The sequence below is a fragment of the Rhodococcoides fascians A25f genome (genome assembly GCF_000760935.2).
Lineage (GTDB): Bacteria > Actinomycetota > Actinomycetes > Mycobacteriales > Mycobacteriaceae > Rhodococcoides.
The window spans coordinates 5503944-5520512 of sequence record NZ_CP049744.1 but is presented as its reverse complement, the minus strand read 5'-3'; the positions used below and the strand labels follow the sequence as shown (position 1 = coordinate 5520512).

General features: G+C 64.6%; 17 protein-coding genes. 8 read left to right on the top strand and 9 right to left on the bottom strand.

What is annotated here, in order from left to right:
• Positions 1 to 41: 41 nt before the first annotated feature.
• The gene (locus tag BH93_RS25890) at positions 42 to 920 is read left to right on the top strand and encodes a universal stress protein (protein ID WP_037171467.1); all 879 of its coding nucleotides are present in this window, start codon (positions 42 to 44) and stop codon (positions 918 to 920) included.
• A 1-nt stretch (position 921) separates the two neighbouring features.
• On the opposite strand, the gene BH93_RS25885 is transcribed toward BH93_RS25890, so the two are convergent.
• Positions 922 to 2355: an MFS transporter gene (locus tag BH93_RS25885; RefSeq protein WP_037171466.1), complete on the bottom strand. Its 1434-nt coding sequence runs from the start codon at positions 2353 to 2355 to the stop codon at positions 922 to 924.
• Positions 2352 to 2954 carry an LppU family putative lipoprotein gene (gene lppU, locus BH93_RS25880; protein WP_037171506.1) on the bottom strand — a complete coding sequence of 201 codons (603 nt, stop codon included), beginning with the start codon at positions 2952 to 2954 and terminating at the stop codon, positions 2352 to 2354. The genes BH93_RS25885 and lppU overlap by 4 nt, the downstream gene beginning before the upstream one ends.
• Positions 2955 to 3058: 104 nt before the next feature.
• Here lppU and BH93_RS25875 point away from each other — a divergent pair, with 104 nt between their 5' ends.
• Positions 3059 to 4108, top strand: a complete 1050-nt coding sequence (locus BH93_RS25875) for an ATP-dependent DNA ligase (RefSeq protein ID WP_037171505.1) — start codon at positions 3059 to 3061, stop codon at positions 4106 to 4108.
• Positions 4109 to 4110: 2 nt separating this feature from the next.
• Positions 4111 to 5196: a DNA polymerase domain-containing protein gene (locus BH93_RS25870; RefSeq protein WP_037171464.1), complete on the top strand. Its 1086-nt coding sequence runs from the start codon at positions 4111 to 4113 to the stop codon at positions 5194 to 5196.
• 6 nt (positions 5197 to 5202) lie between these two features.
• On the opposite strand, the gene BH93_RS25865 is transcribed toward BH93_RS25870, so the two are convergent.
• Both BH93_RS25865 and nhaA read right to left on the bottom strand, forming a co-directional pair.
• Positions 5203 to 5589, bottom strand: a complete 387-nt coding sequence (locus tag BH93_RS25865) for an SdpI family protein (RefSeq protein WP_037171463.1) — start codon at positions 5587 to 5589, stop codon at positions 5203 to 5205.
• A 54-nt stretch (positions 5590 to 5643) separates the two neighbouring features.
• On the bottom strand, positions 5644 to 7515 hold the full coding sequence (nhaA, locus tag BH93_RS25860; RefSeq protein WP_037171504.1) for a Na+/H+ antiporter NhaA: 1872 nt from the start codon (positions 7513 to 7515) through the stop codon (positions 5644 to 5646).
• 208 nt (positions 7516 to 7723) lie between these two features.
• On the opposite strand from nhaA, the gene BH93_RS25855 reads away from it, so the two are divergent.
• Both BH93_RS25855 and BH93_RS25850 read left to right on the top strand, forming a co-directional pair.
• Positions 7724 to 8749 carry a zinc-binding metallopeptidase family protein gene (locus BH93_RS25855; RefSeq protein ID WP_037171462.1) on the top strand — a complete coding sequence of 342 codons (1026 nt, stop codon included), beginning with the start codon at positions 7724 to 7726 and terminating at the stop codon, positions 8747 to 8749.
• Between the two features lie 118 nt (positions 8750 to 8867).
• Positions 8868 to 9608 (top strand): GAF and ANTAR domain-containing protein, encoded by a 741-nt coding sequence (locus tag BH93_RS25850; RefSeq protein WP_094608756.1) that lies wholly within the window; start codon positions 8868 to 8870, stop codon positions 9606 to 9608.
• Positions 9609 to 9633: 25 nt separating this feature from the next.
• Here the strand turns inward: BH93_RS25850 and BH93_RS25845 are convergent, their stop codons facing one another.
• The 4 genes from BH93_RS25845 to BH93_RS25830 are packed head-to-tail and all read right to left on the bottom strand — an operon-like array spanning position 9634 to position 12780.
• Positions 9634 to 10317 carry an SAM-dependent methyltransferase gene (locus tag BH93_RS25845; RefSeq protein ID WP_052064822.1) on the bottom strand — a complete coding sequence of 228 codons (684 nt, stop codon included), beginning with the start codon at positions 10315 to 10317 and terminating at the stop codon, positions 9634 to 9636.
• Positions 10314 to 11063: a PIG-L deacetylase family protein gene (locus tag BH93_RS25840; RefSeq protein ID WP_037171461.1), complete on the bottom strand. Its 750-nt coding sequence runs from the start codon at positions 11061 to 11063 to the stop codon at positions 10314 to 10316. Before BH93_RS25840 ends, BH93_RS25845 begins: the two co-directional genes overlap by 4 nt.
• Entirely contained in the window at positions 11057 to 12052 is a 996-nt protein-coding gene (locus BH93_RS25835) for an acyl-CoA dehydrogenase family protein (protein WP_242459071.1), read from the bottom strand. Before BH93_RS25835 ends, BH93_RS25840 begins: the two co-directional genes overlap by 7 nt.
• Entirely contained in the window at positions 12049 to 12780 is a 732-nt protein-coding gene (locus BH93_RS25830) for a glycosyltransferase (protein WP_242459070.1), read from the bottom strand. Before BH93_RS25830 ends, BH93_RS25835 begins: the two co-directional genes overlap by 4 nt.
• A gap of 298 nt (positions 12781 to 13078) precedes the next feature.
• Between BH93_RS25830 and BH93_RS25825 the strand changes: the two genes are divergently transcribed.
• On the top strand, positions 13079 to 13987 hold the full coding sequence (locus BH93_RS25825) for a L,D-transpeptidase (protein WP_037171494.1): 909 nt from the start codon (positions 13079 to 13081) through the stop codon (positions 13985 to 13987).
• A 123-nt stretch (positions 13988 to 14110) separates the two neighbouring features.
• On the opposite strand, the gene BH93_RS25820 is transcribed toward BH93_RS25825, so the two are convergent.
• Positions 14111 to 14593, bottom strand: a complete 483-nt coding sequence (locus BH93_RS25820; protein ID WP_197914501.1) for a DinB family protein — start codon at positions 14591 to 14593, stop codon at positions 14111 to 14113.
• Between the two features lie 137 nt (positions 14594 to 14730).
• Here BH93_RS25820 and BH93_RS25815 point away from each other — a divergent pair, with 137 nt between their 5' ends.
• Together BH93_RS25815 and BH93_RS25810 are read left to right on the top strand one after the other, a co-directional pair.
• Positions 14731 to 15663 (top strand): carbohydrate ABC transporter permease, encoded by a 933-nt coding sequence (locus BH93_RS25815; RefSeq protein ID WP_197914499.1) that lies wholly within the window; start codon positions 14731 to 14733, stop codon positions 15661 to 15663.
• Positions 15660 to 16550, top strand: a complete 891-nt coding sequence (locus BH93_RS25810) for a carbohydrate ABC transporter permease (protein WP_032377473.1) — start codon at positions 15660 to 15662, stop codon at positions 16548 to 16550. The genes BH93_RS25815 and BH93_RS25810 overlap by 4 nt, the downstream gene beginning before the upstream one ends.
• Positions 16551 to 16569 lie beyond the last annotated feature (19 nt).

Genomic DNA, 16569 nt, shown 5'->3' with positions numbered 1-16569 from the left:
AATTTCGCCACTGCACACTTACATGGAGACAGGAAGAGCACATGAGTAATTCCACCGCCCGAACGCTTCCCATCCTCGTGGGCATCGACGGCTCGGCCGAGGCCGAGGCTGCAGCTCGATGGGCTGCGACGTATGCAGACAAGGTCCACGCGACCGTACGGCTCGTTCACGCTGTGCCAGTGGGGGACTGGTACGGGTCGGCGCAATTCGTCGACGGCGGCGCATTGGAGAGAGATCTTCGAGCCATGGGCCGCAAACAATTGGTCCGGGCGGAGGGAGCGATTCACGACGTCGCACCCACGGTCACCGTGGAAACCGTCGATGTCGACGGCAGCATAGCGTCGTACGTGGCCGACGTCGGCGCAGACATGGTCGTTCTGGGATCACGGAAGTCGAACGTAATCCGCGATCTGACGCTCGGTAGCAACACGCTTCGTGTCGTGACACACGCGCACTGCCCGGTATTGCTGCTCCGCAGCGAGACCGAGAGGGCTGAAGCAGGCCGCCCGATCGTGGTCGGGATCGACGGCAGCGAGCAGTCCGATCGAGCACTCGGCACCGCGCTCGAGATGGCCGACAACATGGGCGTACCGGTGGTCGCGGTCAACTACTGGGGGTTCGCGGCCCAGGCCGGCATCGGAACGGGGGCGGGTTACATCGATTGGGAGGCGGTGCGAGAACACGAGAAGCGTTGGCTCGAAATGCATGTGGAGAAGATGCACGAGAAGTATCCCGAGGTGAAGTTGACGACGGTGAGCGCCCAGTCGAGCCCGACCCGTGGACTTCGCGCGCTGTCTGCATCGGCGTCGATGATCGTGGTGGGATGCCGGGGTCGTGGCGCTCTGCGTGGGGCAGTTCTGGGATCGGTCAGCCAGAACCTCGTTCACCACGCCGACTGTTCGGTGCTGGTCGTGCGCTGAGTCACGCGCTCCGTCGCGGTGCCAACGGTGGTGACGTCATGTCGCAGTGCGGTGGACAGTTCGACGTGTCGCCCGTCCCTCGGATCAGTACTGCCGCGATGACGGCACCGATCACCAACAGTCCGGCACACAGGAGCATCGCTGTGTGGAAGCCGGCCGAGAACACCTCCGGCGCAGAGTAATCGGACCCGGCGATACCCGCGAGTGCAGGCAGCGCAGCCACAGCCAGAAGTTGGCTGGTGCGGGCCACGGCGTTGTTGACCCCCGACGCGATGCCGGCTCGGTCGGTGGACACCGCACCCAGGACGGCCGCGGTCAACGGGGCGACGAGCGCGGACAAGCCGAGACCGAACACGACGACCGCAGGCAGAATGTCTGCGACATAACTGGATCCAGGACCGATGCGCAGCATCAGCAGCAACCCGAGAGCCGACAGCAGTGGCCCGACCGTCATCGGAATTCGTGGTCCGATACGCCCGGCCACTCGGCCCGCGCGGGCAGACAGTACGAGCATCAGGGCTGTGATCGGCAGCGTCGACACTCCGGCCGCGATGGGAGAGTAGCCCACGGCGAACTGCAACTGCAACACCAGAAGGAAGAACACTCCGCCCAGGGCCGCGTAGACGGCGAAGGTAACGAGGTTGGCCGCCAAGAACACTCGGGAAGCAAACAGTGACGGTGGCACCAATGGATCGTGAGAGCGGCGCTCGATCACCACGAACACTCCGACCGCGACAACCCCGAGTACCAACGCCACGGTGTGCGACTCGATCAACCCGTACGTGAGCAGACCCAATGCGGCTGCAACCGTCATCGCGCCCGGCACGTCGAGGCGACCGGACGCGTGCGGATCTCGGCTCTCCGGAACATGTTTTGCAGCCACCGACACGACCACGACAGCGAGTGGGATGTTGATCAGGAACACCGCACGCCAGCCGACGGCGTCGACCAACCAGCCGCCGAGCAGTGGACCGATGGCCGACGCGACGCCGCCCAGACCCGACCAGAGCCCGATCGCCGCGCCCCGATCCTCGGCCTTGATGGACGCCGAGATCAGTGCCAGCGAACCGGGAGTGAGCAACGCCGCTCCCACGCCCTGCAGCAGCCGAGCGGCGATCAGCACCTCGATGTTGGGAGCAAGGCCGCACAGTACCGACGCGGCCGCGAACCAGACTGTGCCCCAGATGAACACCCGTCTGCGCCCGAGCCGGTCACCGAGGGAGCCGCCGAGCAGAATCAGCGAGGCCAGCGCGAGGGTGTAGCCGCTCAGAGTCCATTGCAGACCGGTGACGCCTGCTCCGAGGTCGCGGCCGATCGCGGGCAACGCGATATTGACCACGGTGGCGTCGAGCATCGCCAGAGCCGAGCCGAGCACCGTGGTCGCGACGATCCACCGCCCTCTGGCGCTGGAGAGTGCGATGCCCTCAGCGGTCACAAGCGTTCTACGCAGACGACGAAGTTGCGGGTGTCTTTCTCGTATCCGTAGAGAGCAGGGTCGGGGCAATCGTCGACCGAGGAGGTGCCCTGCAGGATCGTCACGACGCGGCGAGTGTCGGCACCGGGAGTGGCGCAGTCGACGCGCTGGGCGAACTCACCGACGATGTCCATGCATCCGCCGACAACCCAGTCGATGTCGAGGCACAGGGCTCCCTGCTCGATGTCGAAGTAGGTCTCGTAGTAGTACTGATCGGCGTCCGCGGGACATTCGGCCGATGTCGGCGTCTTGGCGAAGACGACGTAGTTGGACTCGGGCGATCCGCAGGCCGCATTGGCGATCGTGGCCTCGTCGACCGTTCCGCCGAGGTTCACACACTCGCCGATCTCCACATCGATGTCGACGCTGCCGCCGTCGTCGATCTCGGGGGTTGGAGCAGCGGTGGTGCGAGGAGCACTCGTCGTGGTGGGCGCGATGGTGGCACCCGAGATGGCGACGGCGGTACCGGACACTTCCGAGGCACACCCGGCGAGTATCAGGGCCGTGCACGCCGTCAGCGCGAGAACGAGAGCGCGGACCGAACGGTTGGATGACGCCATGGTGAGTCCTGCCCTCGTGAATTCAACCGTGCTGTGTGCATCGATCGTCTGTGTGTAGAAAATATCGGACTCGGTTGTCGGCCGCATGAGGCAGGATGATCTGCGTGGATCTTCCTCTTGCCGTGCCGGTCGCGCCGATGCTCGCCAAAGCAGCCAAAGTGGTGCCCGCCCAGCCCGAGGACGGGCCACCGGTGTGGTCCTACGAGCCGAAATGGGACGGGTTTCGCGCCATCGTCTTCCGCGACGGTGACGAGGTGGTACTCGGTTCACGCGGGGGCAAGGACCTGGCGCGATACTTCCCGGAGTTGGTCGAGGCGGTCAAGGCCGAGCTGCCGGAGAAGATCGTCGTCGACGGCGAAATCGTCGTTCCCCGGGAGAAGAACGGTTCCACGCGCCTCGACTGGGAGTCGTTGTCGGAGCGAATTCACCCCGCGGCGAGTCGGGTGACGATGCTGGCGGAGAAGACGCCCGCGCAGTTCATCGGATTCGACCTGCTGGCCGTCGGTGCCGAGGACCTGACGAGCGAGCCGTTCTCGACGCGGCGAGCGAGATTGCTCGACGCGGTCGGCACCGGCGGGCCGAGCTGCTTCGTCACCTCCGCCACCGATGATGCGGCGGTGGCCGAGGATTGGTTCGAGCGATTCGAAGGTGCAGGCCTCGACGGGGTGGTGGCCAAGAAGCTCGACGGGCTCTATCTGCCGAACAAGCGTGAGATGGTCAAGATCAAGCATGCCCGCACCGCGGACTGCGTGCTGATCGGTTATCGGATTCACAAATCCGGCAACGGTATCGGATCGCTACTGCTCGGTCTTTACGATGGTGACGATTTGCGGATGATCGGCGGTGCGTCGGCGTTCACCGACAAGCGGCGGCTGGAGTTGCTCGAAGAACTCGAGCCGCTCCGACTCGGCGAGGACGTCACGTACGACGGTGAGGCGACCCGCTGGAACTCGTCCAACGATCGCAACTGGATACCGGTGCGCATCGAGCGGGTCATCGAGGTGGCCTACGACCAGATGGAAGGTGCACGGCTACGGCATGTGGCGCGGTTCCTGCGCTGGCGTCCGGATCGCGAGCCGCGCTCGTGCGCCTACGACCAGCTCGAGGTTCCGGTGAGGTACGACGTCGCCGATGTGATTGCCGGGGGGCGATAGCCATGGCCGCGAAGACACCACCGGCGTTCGTGCAGGTCGGCGAACGCGAAGTACGAGTATCGAGCCCCGATCGCGTGATCTACGAGGCGACCGAGCGCACTCCCGGCATCACCAAACTGCAGGTGTGCGAGTACTTCGCCGCCGTCGGCGAGCCGTTGATGCGGGCGATCGGCGACCGCCCCACCGCTATGGAGCGATGGCCCGACGGCTATCGCGAGGGCATGCGATTGGCGCTCGGCCCACAGGACAAGGAGGGCGACGGCTTCTATCAGAAGCGGTTGCCCAAGGGTGCACCCGAGTGGATCGAGACGGTGAAGATCGCGTTCCCCAGCAAGCGCACTGCCGAGGAGCTGTGTCCCTCGGAACCGGCTGCGCTGGTGTGGGCGGCTCAGATGGGCACGCTGACCTTTCACCCGTGGCCGGTGCGGCGACCGGAGGTGGACCATCCCGACGAGTTGCGTCTCGATCTCGATCCGCAGCCGGGCACCACGTTCGCGGACGCTCTGCGGGTCGCCGACGTGACGCGAGAGCTGTTGGAAGAGTTGGGGTTACGTGGATATCCGAAGACGAGCGGTAATCGGGGGATTCACATCTACGTCCGCATCGAACCCGAGTACACCTTCGAGCAGGTGCGCCACGCGGCCATCGGACTGGGCCGAGAACTCGAACGTCGCGACGACGGGGTGACCACGAACTGGTGGAAAGAGGAACGCGGAGAACGCATCTTCATCGATTACAACCAGAACAACCGTGACCGGACGATCGCCAGCGCATGGAGTCTGCGGGCTCGACCGGGCGCACCCGTCAGTACTCCGATGACGTGGTCGCAGTTGGCCGACGTCACCGATCCGCGTGAATTCAACCTCGTCACGGTGCCGGAACTGGTGCAGGACGGCGACCCGTGGGCAGACATGGATTCCCAGGCCTACTCGCTCGAACCCCTTCTGCACCTGTGGGAAACATTGCCGGGCGGAGAGCTCAACTTCCCGCCCGACTATCCCAAGATGCCCGGCGAGCCGCCGCGAGTGCAGCCGTCGAAAAAGGTCGCCGAGCATTGGGATGCGGAGGGCAACCGCACCGAGAGCTGACTTCGCTCACTCCGCGCGCACATGTCGTTTGGCCTCTCGGTCGGCTTTGATTCCGGCACCCGTCAGGATGACGGCGGCCCCGAGCGTGAGCGCCACCGACAGCAGCAGCAATGCCGTGGCGGGGACGAAGCCGAGGGCCAGTAGCCCCACGATCAACGCTGCGGACGCCAGGCAATGGGCGGCACCCGCCATCATGTAGGGATACGCGGCTCGATGGCCGGCGACCCAGGCTTCCTTACCGGACTTGGTCGCTCGCGTCTTGATGCCGATCAGCGAATTGGGTTCCTGATCAGGCCCTTTGGTCACCAGCGCCGTCATGTACACCGTCAGCGACAACACGAACAGTGTCAGCGCGAACGCACCGGCTACTTCGCGAGCGGACTGTGGGTCCACCGTCGATCCCTTCGTCGGCGTGGGTTACGTTCCGAGAAAGAATACCGGCAAGTTTTATTCGGTGGTCTGGCGACTCTCCTCCAGCGCCCGAATCAGCGTCGCCGCATCATACGGTCCGATGTGTCGGGTCAGGTTCTTGTCGCCACGGCCCAGGTAGAACGTCGGAGTGCCGCCCACGTCCGAGGAGGTGGCGTCGAGTTCGTCGTCCTCGACACGCACCACGTAGTCGCCGGTGCGGATGTCGTCCTCGAATCTGTCCATGTCGAGGCCGAGTTCGCGTGCGTAACCGTCGATGTCGTCGGGTTCGAGGGCGTCGCTGTTGCGGAACAACACGTCGGCCATTTCCCAGAACTTGCCCTGCGCGGCGGCGGCCTCGCTGGCGTAAGCCGCGTAGCGAGCGTGCGGGTGGTAGTCGTCGAGCGGCAGGTGGCGGTAGACGTACCGGAGGTCGTCACCGAAGTGCTTGCGTACCTCGGCGACGCTGCCGGTTGCCTTGCTGCAGAACGGGCACTCGAAATCGGCGTACTCCACGATCGTCAGCGGAGCGTCGACGGGACCGCGGATGTGATCGCGCTTGGCGCTGACCGGACGCAGAATACGAAGTGACGCTTCGGCTTTCGGTGGGTGGATTCTCGCGTCGATGCGGAACAGGATCCAGCCGAGCAGCGCGGCGATCACCGAGGCCACCAACACGCCGACGCGGGCCTCGTCGGCCAGTAGTGGGTCGTCGAGCGCGAGGTCGATGATGAACAGTGAGATCGTGAATCCGATTCCGGACATCGCCGCACCGCCCGCGATGTGCGAGAGCGTCAGGCCCGGTGCCAGCGCCGAGGGTCGCAATTTGGCGAAAATGGCTGATGCGCCGGTGATTCCGACGAGCTTGCCGAGGACGAGACCGGCGATGATGCCCCAGGTGAGCGTCGACGTCGATGCGGCCTTCAGGGTGTCGGAGCTCAGCACCACTCCGGCGTTGGCGAGCGCGAAGATCGGCACGATGATGAAGGCCGTGTACGGCTGGTAGAGCCGCATCAGCCTCTCGTTGACCGAGACAGCTTGATCCAGACCCAGTCTCGCGGCTCGCGCGTATTCGGGATTCGGTGATTGACGGAAGGCGCGGGTGAGGTCCGATGCTCGCTCCACCTCGGAGCGGCGCGGCGGGTAGACCGGAAGAATCAGCGCGATCATCACGCCGGCCAGCGTGGGGTGAACTCCCGACTCGTACATCGCGACCCACGTGAACAGTGCGACGACGAAGTACCCGACACCGCGCCACACCTCGAGCCGTCGCAGTAGGAAGATCAGTCCGAGCCCGATGAACGCCAACACCAACGGCACCACGTCGAGATCGTCGGTGTAGAAGAACGCGATGATCGCCAGCGCGCCCACGTCGTCGGCCACCGCGAGGGTGAGTAGAAAGATCCGCAACCGCGCGGCCTTCTTCGGGCCGAGGACGGCGAGTGCCCCGAGCAGGAACGCGGTGTCGGTGGAAATCACGACACCCCACGCCTGGGCTGCGGGACCGGAGGGGTTGAAGGCGAGGAACAGCAGCGCGGGTGCGGCCAGTCCGGCGAGGGCAGCCACGATCGGGATGGCGGCGCGTGATCGGTCGGTGAGCTCACCCATCGCGAACTCTCGCTTGACCTCGAGACCGACGACGAAGAAGAACAGCGCCATGAGCCCGTCGTTGACCCAGTGGGCCAGATCGAGAGAGATGCCGTGCTCGCCGACGGTGACCGAGAGCTCTGTGTGCCAGAACGACTGATACGTCTCACCCAGGGGTGAGTTCGCCCAGATCAGGGCGATCAGGGTGGCGGCCAGTAGGAAGCCTGCCGCCAAGGTCTCGCTGTTTCTCTCGCCGCGAGCCCGCGAGATCCGTTCGACGAAGCGTGCCATCGGCCGGTTCGTCGGCGTGATCTGATCTGCCATCTGCAGTCCGAGTCCTTCCGGAGAGTGTTGTGAAGCAGTCTGTACCAACACCGTCGTCGGCGCTTTCCTTCCGTGTACTCGAGTAAGGTTGTCGGGCCGCGGGCCAGCAGAGCCGAGAGAGATATGCACGACATATTCGGGAAGAGGCATTAGTCCGCGGATAAACGGGAATACGAGCCCGACTCACCCCTGCCACGAAGGAACATCCATGCGTGATTTCATCTGCCGCAAATGCGGACAGAAGCTGTCGTTCGAGAACTCACTGTGTCTGAGCTGCTCGAGCGCACTCGGCTTCCATCTGCCGAGCAGGGCGCTGCTGGTGCTCCCGGACAAGGCCGACGACGGCGTCGCCGAAGCCGAGGTGGACGGCACGACGTGGAAGATGTGCGCCAACCTCAACACCGCACGGTGCAACTGGCTGGTCGACACCGCGGACACCGACGAGCTCTGTGTGTCCTGCAGGCTGACCCGAACCCGCCCGGCCGACGACGATCTCGATGCGATGGCCGCCTATGCCGATGCCGAGACCAACAAGCGTCGCGTCGTTCTCGAGCTCACCGAACTGGGCCTGCCGATCGTGGGACGAGACGAGGACCCGTCGACGGGTCTGGTGTTCGATCTGCTATCCAGCGCCGACCAGCAGGTGATGACCGGCCACGACAACGGTCTGATCACTCTCGACCTGGCCGAGGGCGACGACGTGCACCGCGAGCAGTTGCGGGTGGCGATGTCCGAGCCGTACCGCACTCTGGTCGGGCACTTCCGGCACGAGATCGGCCACTACTACCAGATGGTGCTGGTCGGAGACGGTGAGCATCGCGCGGCGTTCGAGGAACTGTTCGGCGATCCGGATTCGAGCTACCAGGACGCTCTCGATCGCCACTACAGCGAGGGTGCGCCCGACGGCTGGGAAGACAATTACGTCTCGTCCTACGCCACCATGCACCCCGCCGAGGACTGGGCCGAGACCTTCGCGCATTACCTGCACATCCGGGACACCCTGGACACGGCGGCAGCGTTCGGGATGGCTCCGGCAGGTTCGACGCTGGAGAGTCCGTTGCCCGGTGACGTCGGCTTCGATCAGATCGTCGACTGGTGGCTGCCGCTGTCGTGGGCACTGAACCAGATCAACCGCTCGATGGGTCATCAGGACCTCTACCCGTTCGTGCTGCCGCCGACCGTCGTGAAGAAGATCGGGTTCGTGCACTCGCTGATCGCGCCCAGCACTCTCTGATGCTCCGCTAACGGTTCTCGAGCTTCGTTGCCAGGGGCGTATCCTGTGGTGTCGGCATTCGGCCGATGTCGGGATGCGCCCCTGTGCAGTAGCAGGACCAGTGCAGCAGTAGGACGAGGTGACCACCATCAGCGAGCAGACACTGAACGCGTCGGGCGCAATCCCGCGGGTTACCGACTTCCAGCTGAGTCGACGGCTGGCCGAGGTGGCCGAGAAGCTCCGGCGTCAACATTCGGATCCAGATCGGGTGCTGGCCGTCATCACCGAGTCTGCGGTGGCCAATGTCCCCTCTGCGGAGTTCGCGTCCATCACCACCGTGCTGCAGGGCAAGTTCGTGCACAGTGCTGCGCTGTCGGGTGAGCCTGCCGGCCACTGCGACAAGATTCAGGAGCAACTGGGCGAGGGCCCGTGCCTCGAATCGGCCATCGAACAGAAGACCATCAGAATCGACGACATGGACAGCGACACCCGCTGGCCACTGTTCGCAGACGCCGCGTCGGCGCTCGGGGTCAAGAGCATGATCTGCTTCCAGCTCTACGTCGAGGGAATCAACTTCGGCGCTCTGAACCTGCATTCCACCCGAAAGAACGCGTTCTCGGACGAGGCCGAATCCATCGGTTCACTGTTCGCTGCTCATGCCGCCATCGCGTTCTCCACTGCACGCGAGGAGCAGCAGATTCGGGCCGCGTTGACGAGCCGGGACATGATCGGTCAGGCCAAGGGCATGTTGATGGAGCGGTACAACTTGAACTCGCAGGCAGCGTTCGCGTTGTTGGCCAAGCTTTCTCAGGACACCAACGTCAAACTCGCCGACCTCGCCGAACAGCTTGTGATCGACGCCGCGAAGTCCACCGACTGAGCCCGTCCTCAGAGGTAGAGCGCAGCTAGCGCACGTCGAGGCCGTCCGTACTCGCGACCGAAACTGCGGGATCGTCCGAGGCGACAAAGACCTCGATGCGGACATCCTCGTCCAGGTAGCGGCTGAGCAATGCCAATCCTGGTGTTGCGGCGATGATCTCGTGTACTCGATCGCCCGAGATCGGGTAGTCGTCCACGTCGTGACGCCAGTGCGCCGCCACGAGCGTCCCGCCGATCTCCAGATGATCGACGACGCGATTCATGGCCGACGCCAGATCGGCGGCATCGAGGTAGTACCCCACCTCGCTGACGACGATCAGATCGAAGGGGACCTTCGCGTCGGGCAGGGCCGACCAGTCGTCCGTCAGAGACCACAGCGCGAATTCCACTGCAGCAGAGTCCTGTACGCGAGCCCGAGCAGAGTCGAGGGCACTCTGCACCACGTCGGTCGACACCACGTGCTCGCACCGGGTGGCCAACTGCTCGGTGAGTACGCCGATCGAGCAACCGGGCTCCAATGCCCGCCGGTACTGCGGCTTGGGCAGCGACGCCATGGTCAGCGCGTACTTGCGGCGCTCGTACCACTTGCTGTCGAGCATGAACGGATCGTCCGCAGCCGCATAGACTTCACGAAAGTACTGGGCGCTCAGGCTCGTTGGAGAATTGGGGCTCGTTGGAGGATTGGGGCTCGTTCGAGAATCCTGGCTCATGCGAACACCACCTCGAACGGTCGCCGGTATCGAGCCAGGATGTGCGGCGGCAACACGGCTCGATCCGCGGGGTGATCCGACAGGGGCCGGATCTGAGAGTCGAACTGCTCGATGGATGTTCGTTTGGCTTCGACGACGTGCGCCGGGAGATCGACACGGCGGCACCGTGCCCACGGCACAGCAGGGTGATTCGGAGTTGCCCAGTGCCACATCCAGATCGGGTACTCCACCACCGGTATCCCCACCGCGTTCGCCGCAGTGAGACACGCTCTCGCGGTGGCTTCGTGATCGGGATGGCCGTCCCCGCGCCACGGCGTCAGGCACCAGGTGCCCGGGGTGGCGTCGAGCAGTGGCATCAATGCGTCGGCCACCGCACCCTCGTGCTGCTCGACGGCACCGTCGGCGATCTGCAGACGCGTCGGAGAGTGGTCGATTCCCAACTCTGCCAACGCACGTTCGGACTCGACGGGCCGTCGCACACGCAGGTCCTCGGCCGTCACCGTCGGGGAACCGGGATGTGAGCCGTCGCCGTCGGTCACCGCGACCACCCGCACGTCGACGCCTGCCGCGGCCGCCAACGACAGCAATCCACCGACGCCGAGAACTTCGTCGTCCGGGTGGGGGGCGACGACGACCATGGTGACGACGTCGTTCCACTCGAGGCCGGGGACCGACCAATCGGCCGTCATCCAGTCCGATTCTGCGGTGCCGAGATCGACTTCGGCGTCGAAGGCGTTCTCTACCATGGGTTGTCTTCCTCGGCGATGTCGCGGCCGAGGGCTTCGAGGTCGCGCTCGGCGTGGCTCTGCCGCAGGTAGACGGTGAGATCGGCGACGCGTCCTGCATGCTCTGCATCACCGCACAGGGGGCCGGCACCGAGAGCGCGACCGACGCGGTCGACGCACTGGGTGGCTGCATCCTCGACGACAGCGCGCACGATCCGGGCCCGCGTTCGAGCGCGACCGGAGCGGTCGAACGGATCTGCGTCCACCTCGGCCGCCGCGGTGGTCAGCGCGCTCGATGCTGCGCCGAGTGCCGCTGCGATGGCACCGAGATGGGCCGCGCGATGTGGGTCCGGGCGTTCCCGCACTGCAGCGTGCAGGGTGTCCGCGACAGCGCACGCGCTGCCGAACCAGGCCGCTGAAACTCCGATCGCCCCGTGCCAGAACCCCGGTCGAGTCAGGTAGTCGGTCGGACCTCCGACGGTGACGGCGGGGACGGCATCGAAAGCAACCGAACCCGAGTCGCTCTCGCTCATGCCCACGGCATGCCATGTGTTCGGTACCGGAGCGACGCCCTCATGTGTCAGATCGACGGCGAACAGCCGGGGACTTCCGTCCACGCGGGCGGTCACCAGAGCATGCGTGCACAGCGATGCGCCGGAGCACCACGGCTTGGTACCGGTGAGAACCCAGCCCGAATCCTGCTGTACCGCTTCGAGAATCGGCGCCGGCGGTTCCGCTGCCCACACTCCCCAGATCTGCCCACGCTCAGGCTTCGGGCCGTCGAGTTCGTGCAGGATCGCGATCGCATCGGTGTGCGCCTCGGACCATCTGCCGAGAACGGTGTTGTGCCGACTGAGGGCGGCGAGCGACTGCCAGCGCAGGTCTGTGTAGCCCGACCCGGGCAGGGCCAGGTCGAGACGTCCGTCGGCCTCGAAAGACAGGAACGCGGCGCGCAGCCCCGTGTTCTGTTTCGGAGGGTCGAGCGACTCGCGGAATTCGGTGTCGATCATGCGGAAGGCTCCAGAGAACGTAGGAATTCGGCCATACCGTCGGGCGCTCTGCCTCGCAGGCGACCCGATGTGGTGACCGAGATATCGCACACCCGACGGCACGCGATGCCGCCGAGTTCGAGGCGTCGGACCAGGTCGTGATCCTCGCCGGTGGCCAGTGGCGCGAATCCGCCGACGGAGAGGTAATCCGTCGCTCGGATGCCGAGATTGGCGCCGTGTACGTGTGGATGGCCGAGTTCGTGTCGGTAATGCGCGTCGTACGTCGATCGCAGCCGTACGTCTTCTTCGACGCGGCCCTCGAACTGGACGGACACCGTTCCCGCTACCGCCCGAGCGCCGTCGGTGGCGTGCCGGAGATGGCCGAGCAGCCAGTCCTCGCCCACCCGGGTGTCGGCGTCGGTGGTGGCGAACCAGGTGGTGTCTGCGAGTTCCGCGGTGTAGTTCGAGAATCCGGCTGCCCGGGCCGCTCCGACGTTGCGGTGCGCGACTGCCACGGTCGACACCGACGGGTGACGAGCGGCGATCGAGGCGGAGTCGTCGGTGCACGCATCGAGCACGACGATCGTCGAGACGGTCACCGGGGCCACCTCGACGACGCGACGCTCTGCCCGTGACAGTGCCGCCAGGCAGGCGTCGAGCAGATCCTGTTCGTTGTGCGCCGGGACGACGACGACGATGTGACCGACGGGGGTACGGCTGGGGATATGGGAAGAAACTTCGACGACCACGGTCCACCCTTTTCAGACACCGGACTGGAGAACAGTCCGCGAACGGGAAACCGCCGGTGTCTGGACGGATGAGGTTCCTTCTCTAGTACCCGTTCCGGGCCTGTCGACACATGCGCTCTGGCCAGCAGAGACAATGTCGGGGTCGGGTTGGCGCAAGGTACTCGTACTCGGGGTTTCTTTCGGCCGTTTCGGAAATATCCGATTAGCAAATGTCCGAGCGGTATGTGTTAATGGGCGTTGCCCCGTGGCAGCACTGCTGGTGGGCATCACGACGCAGTACGAAGGATGGTCGGGTCACATGGCATCACAGGTTCGCACTCGCAGGTTCGCCCGTATCGGGGCAATCGTCGCAGGTACAGCCCTTGCTGCATCTGCAGCATTCGGGTCGGCGCAGGCCGCACCGCTGTGGCCGGGTGGCCCGGATATCTCCGTTCCCGGCTTGCCCGGATCCTCGGATCCCGCAGCCCCCGCACCCCAGCCGCTCGTTCCGCAGCTCGCACCTGCCAACTTCGCCGATCCGAGCATCAGCCCGTCCGGCGGCGAGGTCGTCGGAGTTGCGCAGCCCATCGCAATCCGCTTCGACGAGGCCATCGGCGATCGCGATGCCGCGCTGCGGGCCATTCGCGTCACCACGAACCCGTCCGTCGACGGCCACTTCTACTGGATCAACGACACCCAGGTGCGGTGGCTGCCCAACGAGTTCTACCCGGCGCACACCCAGGTGACCGTCGAAGCGGGCGGCGCGAAGGCAGAGTTCTCCACCGGCGACTCGATCATCACCACGGCCGACGACAACACCAAGCAGATCACCGTCACCCGCAACGGTGAGGTCGTCAGGACCATGCCCACCTCGATGGGCAAGGTCGGCCACGAGACTCCGAACGGCACCTACATCGTCGGCGAGCGATTCCGCGACATGTACATGGACTCGTCCACCTACGGCGTCCCGGTGGACTCCGAGGAGGGCTACCGCACGTACGTCGAGTACGCCACGCGCATCTCCTACAGCGGCATCTTCGTGCACGCGGCCCCGTGGTCGGAGTCGCAGCAGGGCTACTCCAACTCCTCGCACGGCTGCCTCAACGTCAGCACCGAAGACGGCAAGTGGTTCTTCGAGAACGCCCAGAAGGGCGACCCCGTCATCGTCGTCAACACCGACGGCGGCACCCTGAGCGGATCCGACGGACTCGGAGACTGGAACCGCTAGAGCGGCTTCGCCGCACGTGCATGGAACTTCGACCCCTGCTACGAAGTTCCACTCACATAGGTTGGCCTCTCCGACTCGGTTCGACCAGCCGATCCTCGACAGCCGCGGACTCCCGTCCTCACATCAACTGATCAACACTTGCTCCCGAAGAATGTCGGCGTGGCCGCAGTGGTGAGCGAGCTCGCGAAGAACCTGTAAGTAGACCCACCGGACCGTACGCGGACCGGCACGGTGGCCGGTGACGACCGCATCGAGAGAACAGTCTTCTACTGCGGCCCGGGCACTTTCGCACGCAACCCGGTAGCTCTCCATCACAGTGGACACGGTGTCTGCGGAGTCGAGGCGAAAGGACTCCTCCGGGCTCTGTACCAAACCGAGTTCCAGACGCGACGTTCCGCCGATACATTCCTCGAACCACACCCGCTGCATCCACGTGACGTGTTTGACCAACCCGAGCAACGTCGTTGCGGACGGCACCAAACGGCGGCAGGCCTGCTCTTCGGTCAGACCATCGAGAACTACCCCGAGATCGCTGCGGTACTCCTCGACGAACGCATCGAGCTGCGTCCGCTCATCGGCAAGTCCTACGTCGAACGAGCCCACCATCTTCTCCCTTCATGTTCAGAACCAACGACACTCGCTGGGCACGTTACTGCACCACCACGCAGCATTTGGTCTGCGCGACGGTGAGCGTTGGGGCTCAGTTCACCGTTCGTTGGTCGGGACTGAGCACAGTGCTCGCGGTGAGTGCAACAACCGAACGAGTGCTGCCCACGGCACGCAACAAGAGCGCTTTCTCGCGTCCGTGGACCGATTACGCACTGTTCCTGATTCTCGTGGGCCCCAACCTGGCTCTGCTGGCGGTGTTCACCTATCGGCCGCTGGTGGAGAACTTCCAGTTCTCGTTCTTCGACTGGAACCTGTCCTCACCCACGTCCACGTTCGTCGGCTTCGACAACTACCGCGAGTGGGCCTCCCGCGACGACACCTGGCAGATCGTCGGCAACACCGTCGTGTTCACGGTCGCGGCCGTCGTCGGCTCGTTGGTGCTCGGTCTGGTGCTCGCGCTGCTGCTCGATCGAAAGCTGAGGGGCCGCAACTTCGTTCGCTCCGCCGTGTTCGCCCCGTACGTCATCTCCGGCGCAGCGATCGGCATCGCGTTCCAGTTCGTCTTCGACCCCAACTTCGGCTTGGTGCAGGACCTGATGCGACGCTTCGGCCTCGGTGCGGTCCCGGATTTCTATCAGGACCCCAAGTGGGCGATGGTCATGATCACCGTGACGTACCTGTGGAAGAACCTGGGCTACACCTTCGTCATCTACCTCGCGGCTCTGCAGGGTGTGCGCAAGGAACTGATGGAAGCAGCCGAGATCGATCAGGCGAGTCGCTGGACCACGTTCCGCAAAGTGCTTCTACCGCAACTACGTCCGACGACGTTCTTCCTGTCGATCACGGTGCTGCTCAACTCACTTCAGGTTTTCGACATCATCAACGTCATGACGCGCGGTGGTCCACTGGCCACCGGAACCACCACGATGGTCTATCAGGTCTACGAGGAAACGTTCCGCAACTTCCGAGCCGGGTACGGTGCCACCGTCGCGACGATCCTGTTCCTCGTGCTGTTGATCGTCACCCTCGTGCAGGTACGAATCATGGATCGGGACGATCAGCGATGACTTTGGTGAGCAAACCCGATGCAGCAGTGCCGGAGAAGGTTTCACACAGCCGCGACCCGCAGCGCACGCGCCGAAGCGCGAACATCCTCGGTTACGCAGCCATGGTCGCGGTCCTGCTGATGATCGGGCTGCCGCTGTTCTGGATCCTGATCACCTCGTTCAAGGACCGCCCGGATATCTACGTGCAACCGGTCACGTGGTGGCCCAGCGTCTTTCATCCGCAGAACTACGACGAGGCGACGACGGAGGTGCCGTTCTTCACCTACCTGCGCAACTCCATCATCATCACCACGGCCGTGTCGTCCATCAAGTTCGTCCTCGGGGTACTCAGCGCCTACGGTCTGGTGTTCCTGCGTTTCCCGGGCAAGAACATCGTCTTTCTCGTCATCATCGCCGCACTGATGGTGCCCAATCAGATCACCGTCATCTCCAACTACTCGCTCATCTCCGAGTTGGGCTGGCGTAACTCGTTCCAGGGCATCATCATTCCGCTGGCCGGTGTTGCCTTCGGTACCTTCCTGATGCGCAACCACTTCCTGTCGTTGCCGCCGGAGATCATCGAGGCCGCGCGCATGGACGGTGCCGGGCCGGTGCGGCTGATGTTCCGCGTGATCCTGCCGCTGTCGGGTCCGACGATGGTGGCCTTCGCCATCATCACGATCGTCACCGAATGGAACGAATATCTCTGGCCGTTCCTGATGTCGGACGACTCGTCGGTCGCGCCGCTCCCGGTCGGCTTGACACTGCTGCAGAACAGCGAGGGCTACACCAACTGGGGAGCGGTGATGGCTGCGACGGTGCTGACCATTCTGCCGATTCTTCTCGTCTTCCTCGTTCTGCAGCGCCACATGATCAAGGGCCTCACCTCCGGTGCGGTCAAGGGCTGATTCACCTCACTATCAGGAG

What these genes read in the sequence shown, in the direction of transcription:
- nhaA (WP_037171504.1), bottom strand. Translation starts at nt 7,515, where the DNA reads ATGGCAGATCAGATCACGCCGACGAACCGGCCGATGGCACGCTTCGTC.
- BH93_RS25845 (WP_052064822.1), bottom strand. Translation starts at nt 10,317, where the DNA reads ATGAGCCAGGATTCTCGAACGAGCCCCAATCCTCCAACGAGCCCCAAT.
- BH93_RS25825 (WP_037171494.1), top strand. Translation starts at nt 13,079, where the DNA reads ATGGCATCACAGGTTCGCACTCGCAGGTTCGCCCGTATCGGGGCAATC.
- BH93_RS25855 (WP_037171462.1), top strand. Translation starts at nt 7,724, where the DNA reads ATGCGTGATTTCATCTGCCGCAAATGCGGACAGAAGCTGTCGTTCGAG.
- BH93_RS25840 (WP_037171461.1), bottom strand. Translation starts at nt 11,063, where the DNA reads ATGGTAGAGAACGCCTTCGACGCCGAAGTCGATCTCGGCACCGCAGAA.
- lppU (WP_037171506.1), bottom strand. Translation starts at nt 2,954, where the DNA reads ATGGCGTCATCCAACCGTTCGGTCCGCGCTCTCGTTCTCGCGCTGACG.
- BH93_RS25870 (WP_037171464.1), top strand. Translation starts at nt 4,111, where the DNA reads ATGGCCGCGAAGACACCACCGGCGTTCGTGCAGGTCGGCGAACGCGAA.
- BH93_RS25810 (WP_032377473.1), top strand. Translation starts at nt 15,660, where the DNA reads ATGACTTTGGTGAGCAAACCCGATGCAGCAGTGCCGGAGAAGGTTTCA.
- BH93_RS25835 (WP_242459071.1), bottom strand. Translation starts at nt 12,052, where the DNA reads ATGATCGACACCGAATTCCGCGAGTCGCTCGACCCTCCGAAACAGAAC.
- BH93_RS25820 (WP_197914501.1), bottom strand. Translation starts at nt 14,593, where the DNA reads ATGGTGGGCTCGTTCGACGTAGGACTTGCCGATGAGCGGACGCAGCTC.
- BH93_RS25890 (WP_037171467.1), top strand. Translation starts at nt 42, where the DNA reads ATGAGTAATTCCACCGCCCGAACGCTTCCCATCCTCGTGGGCATCGAC.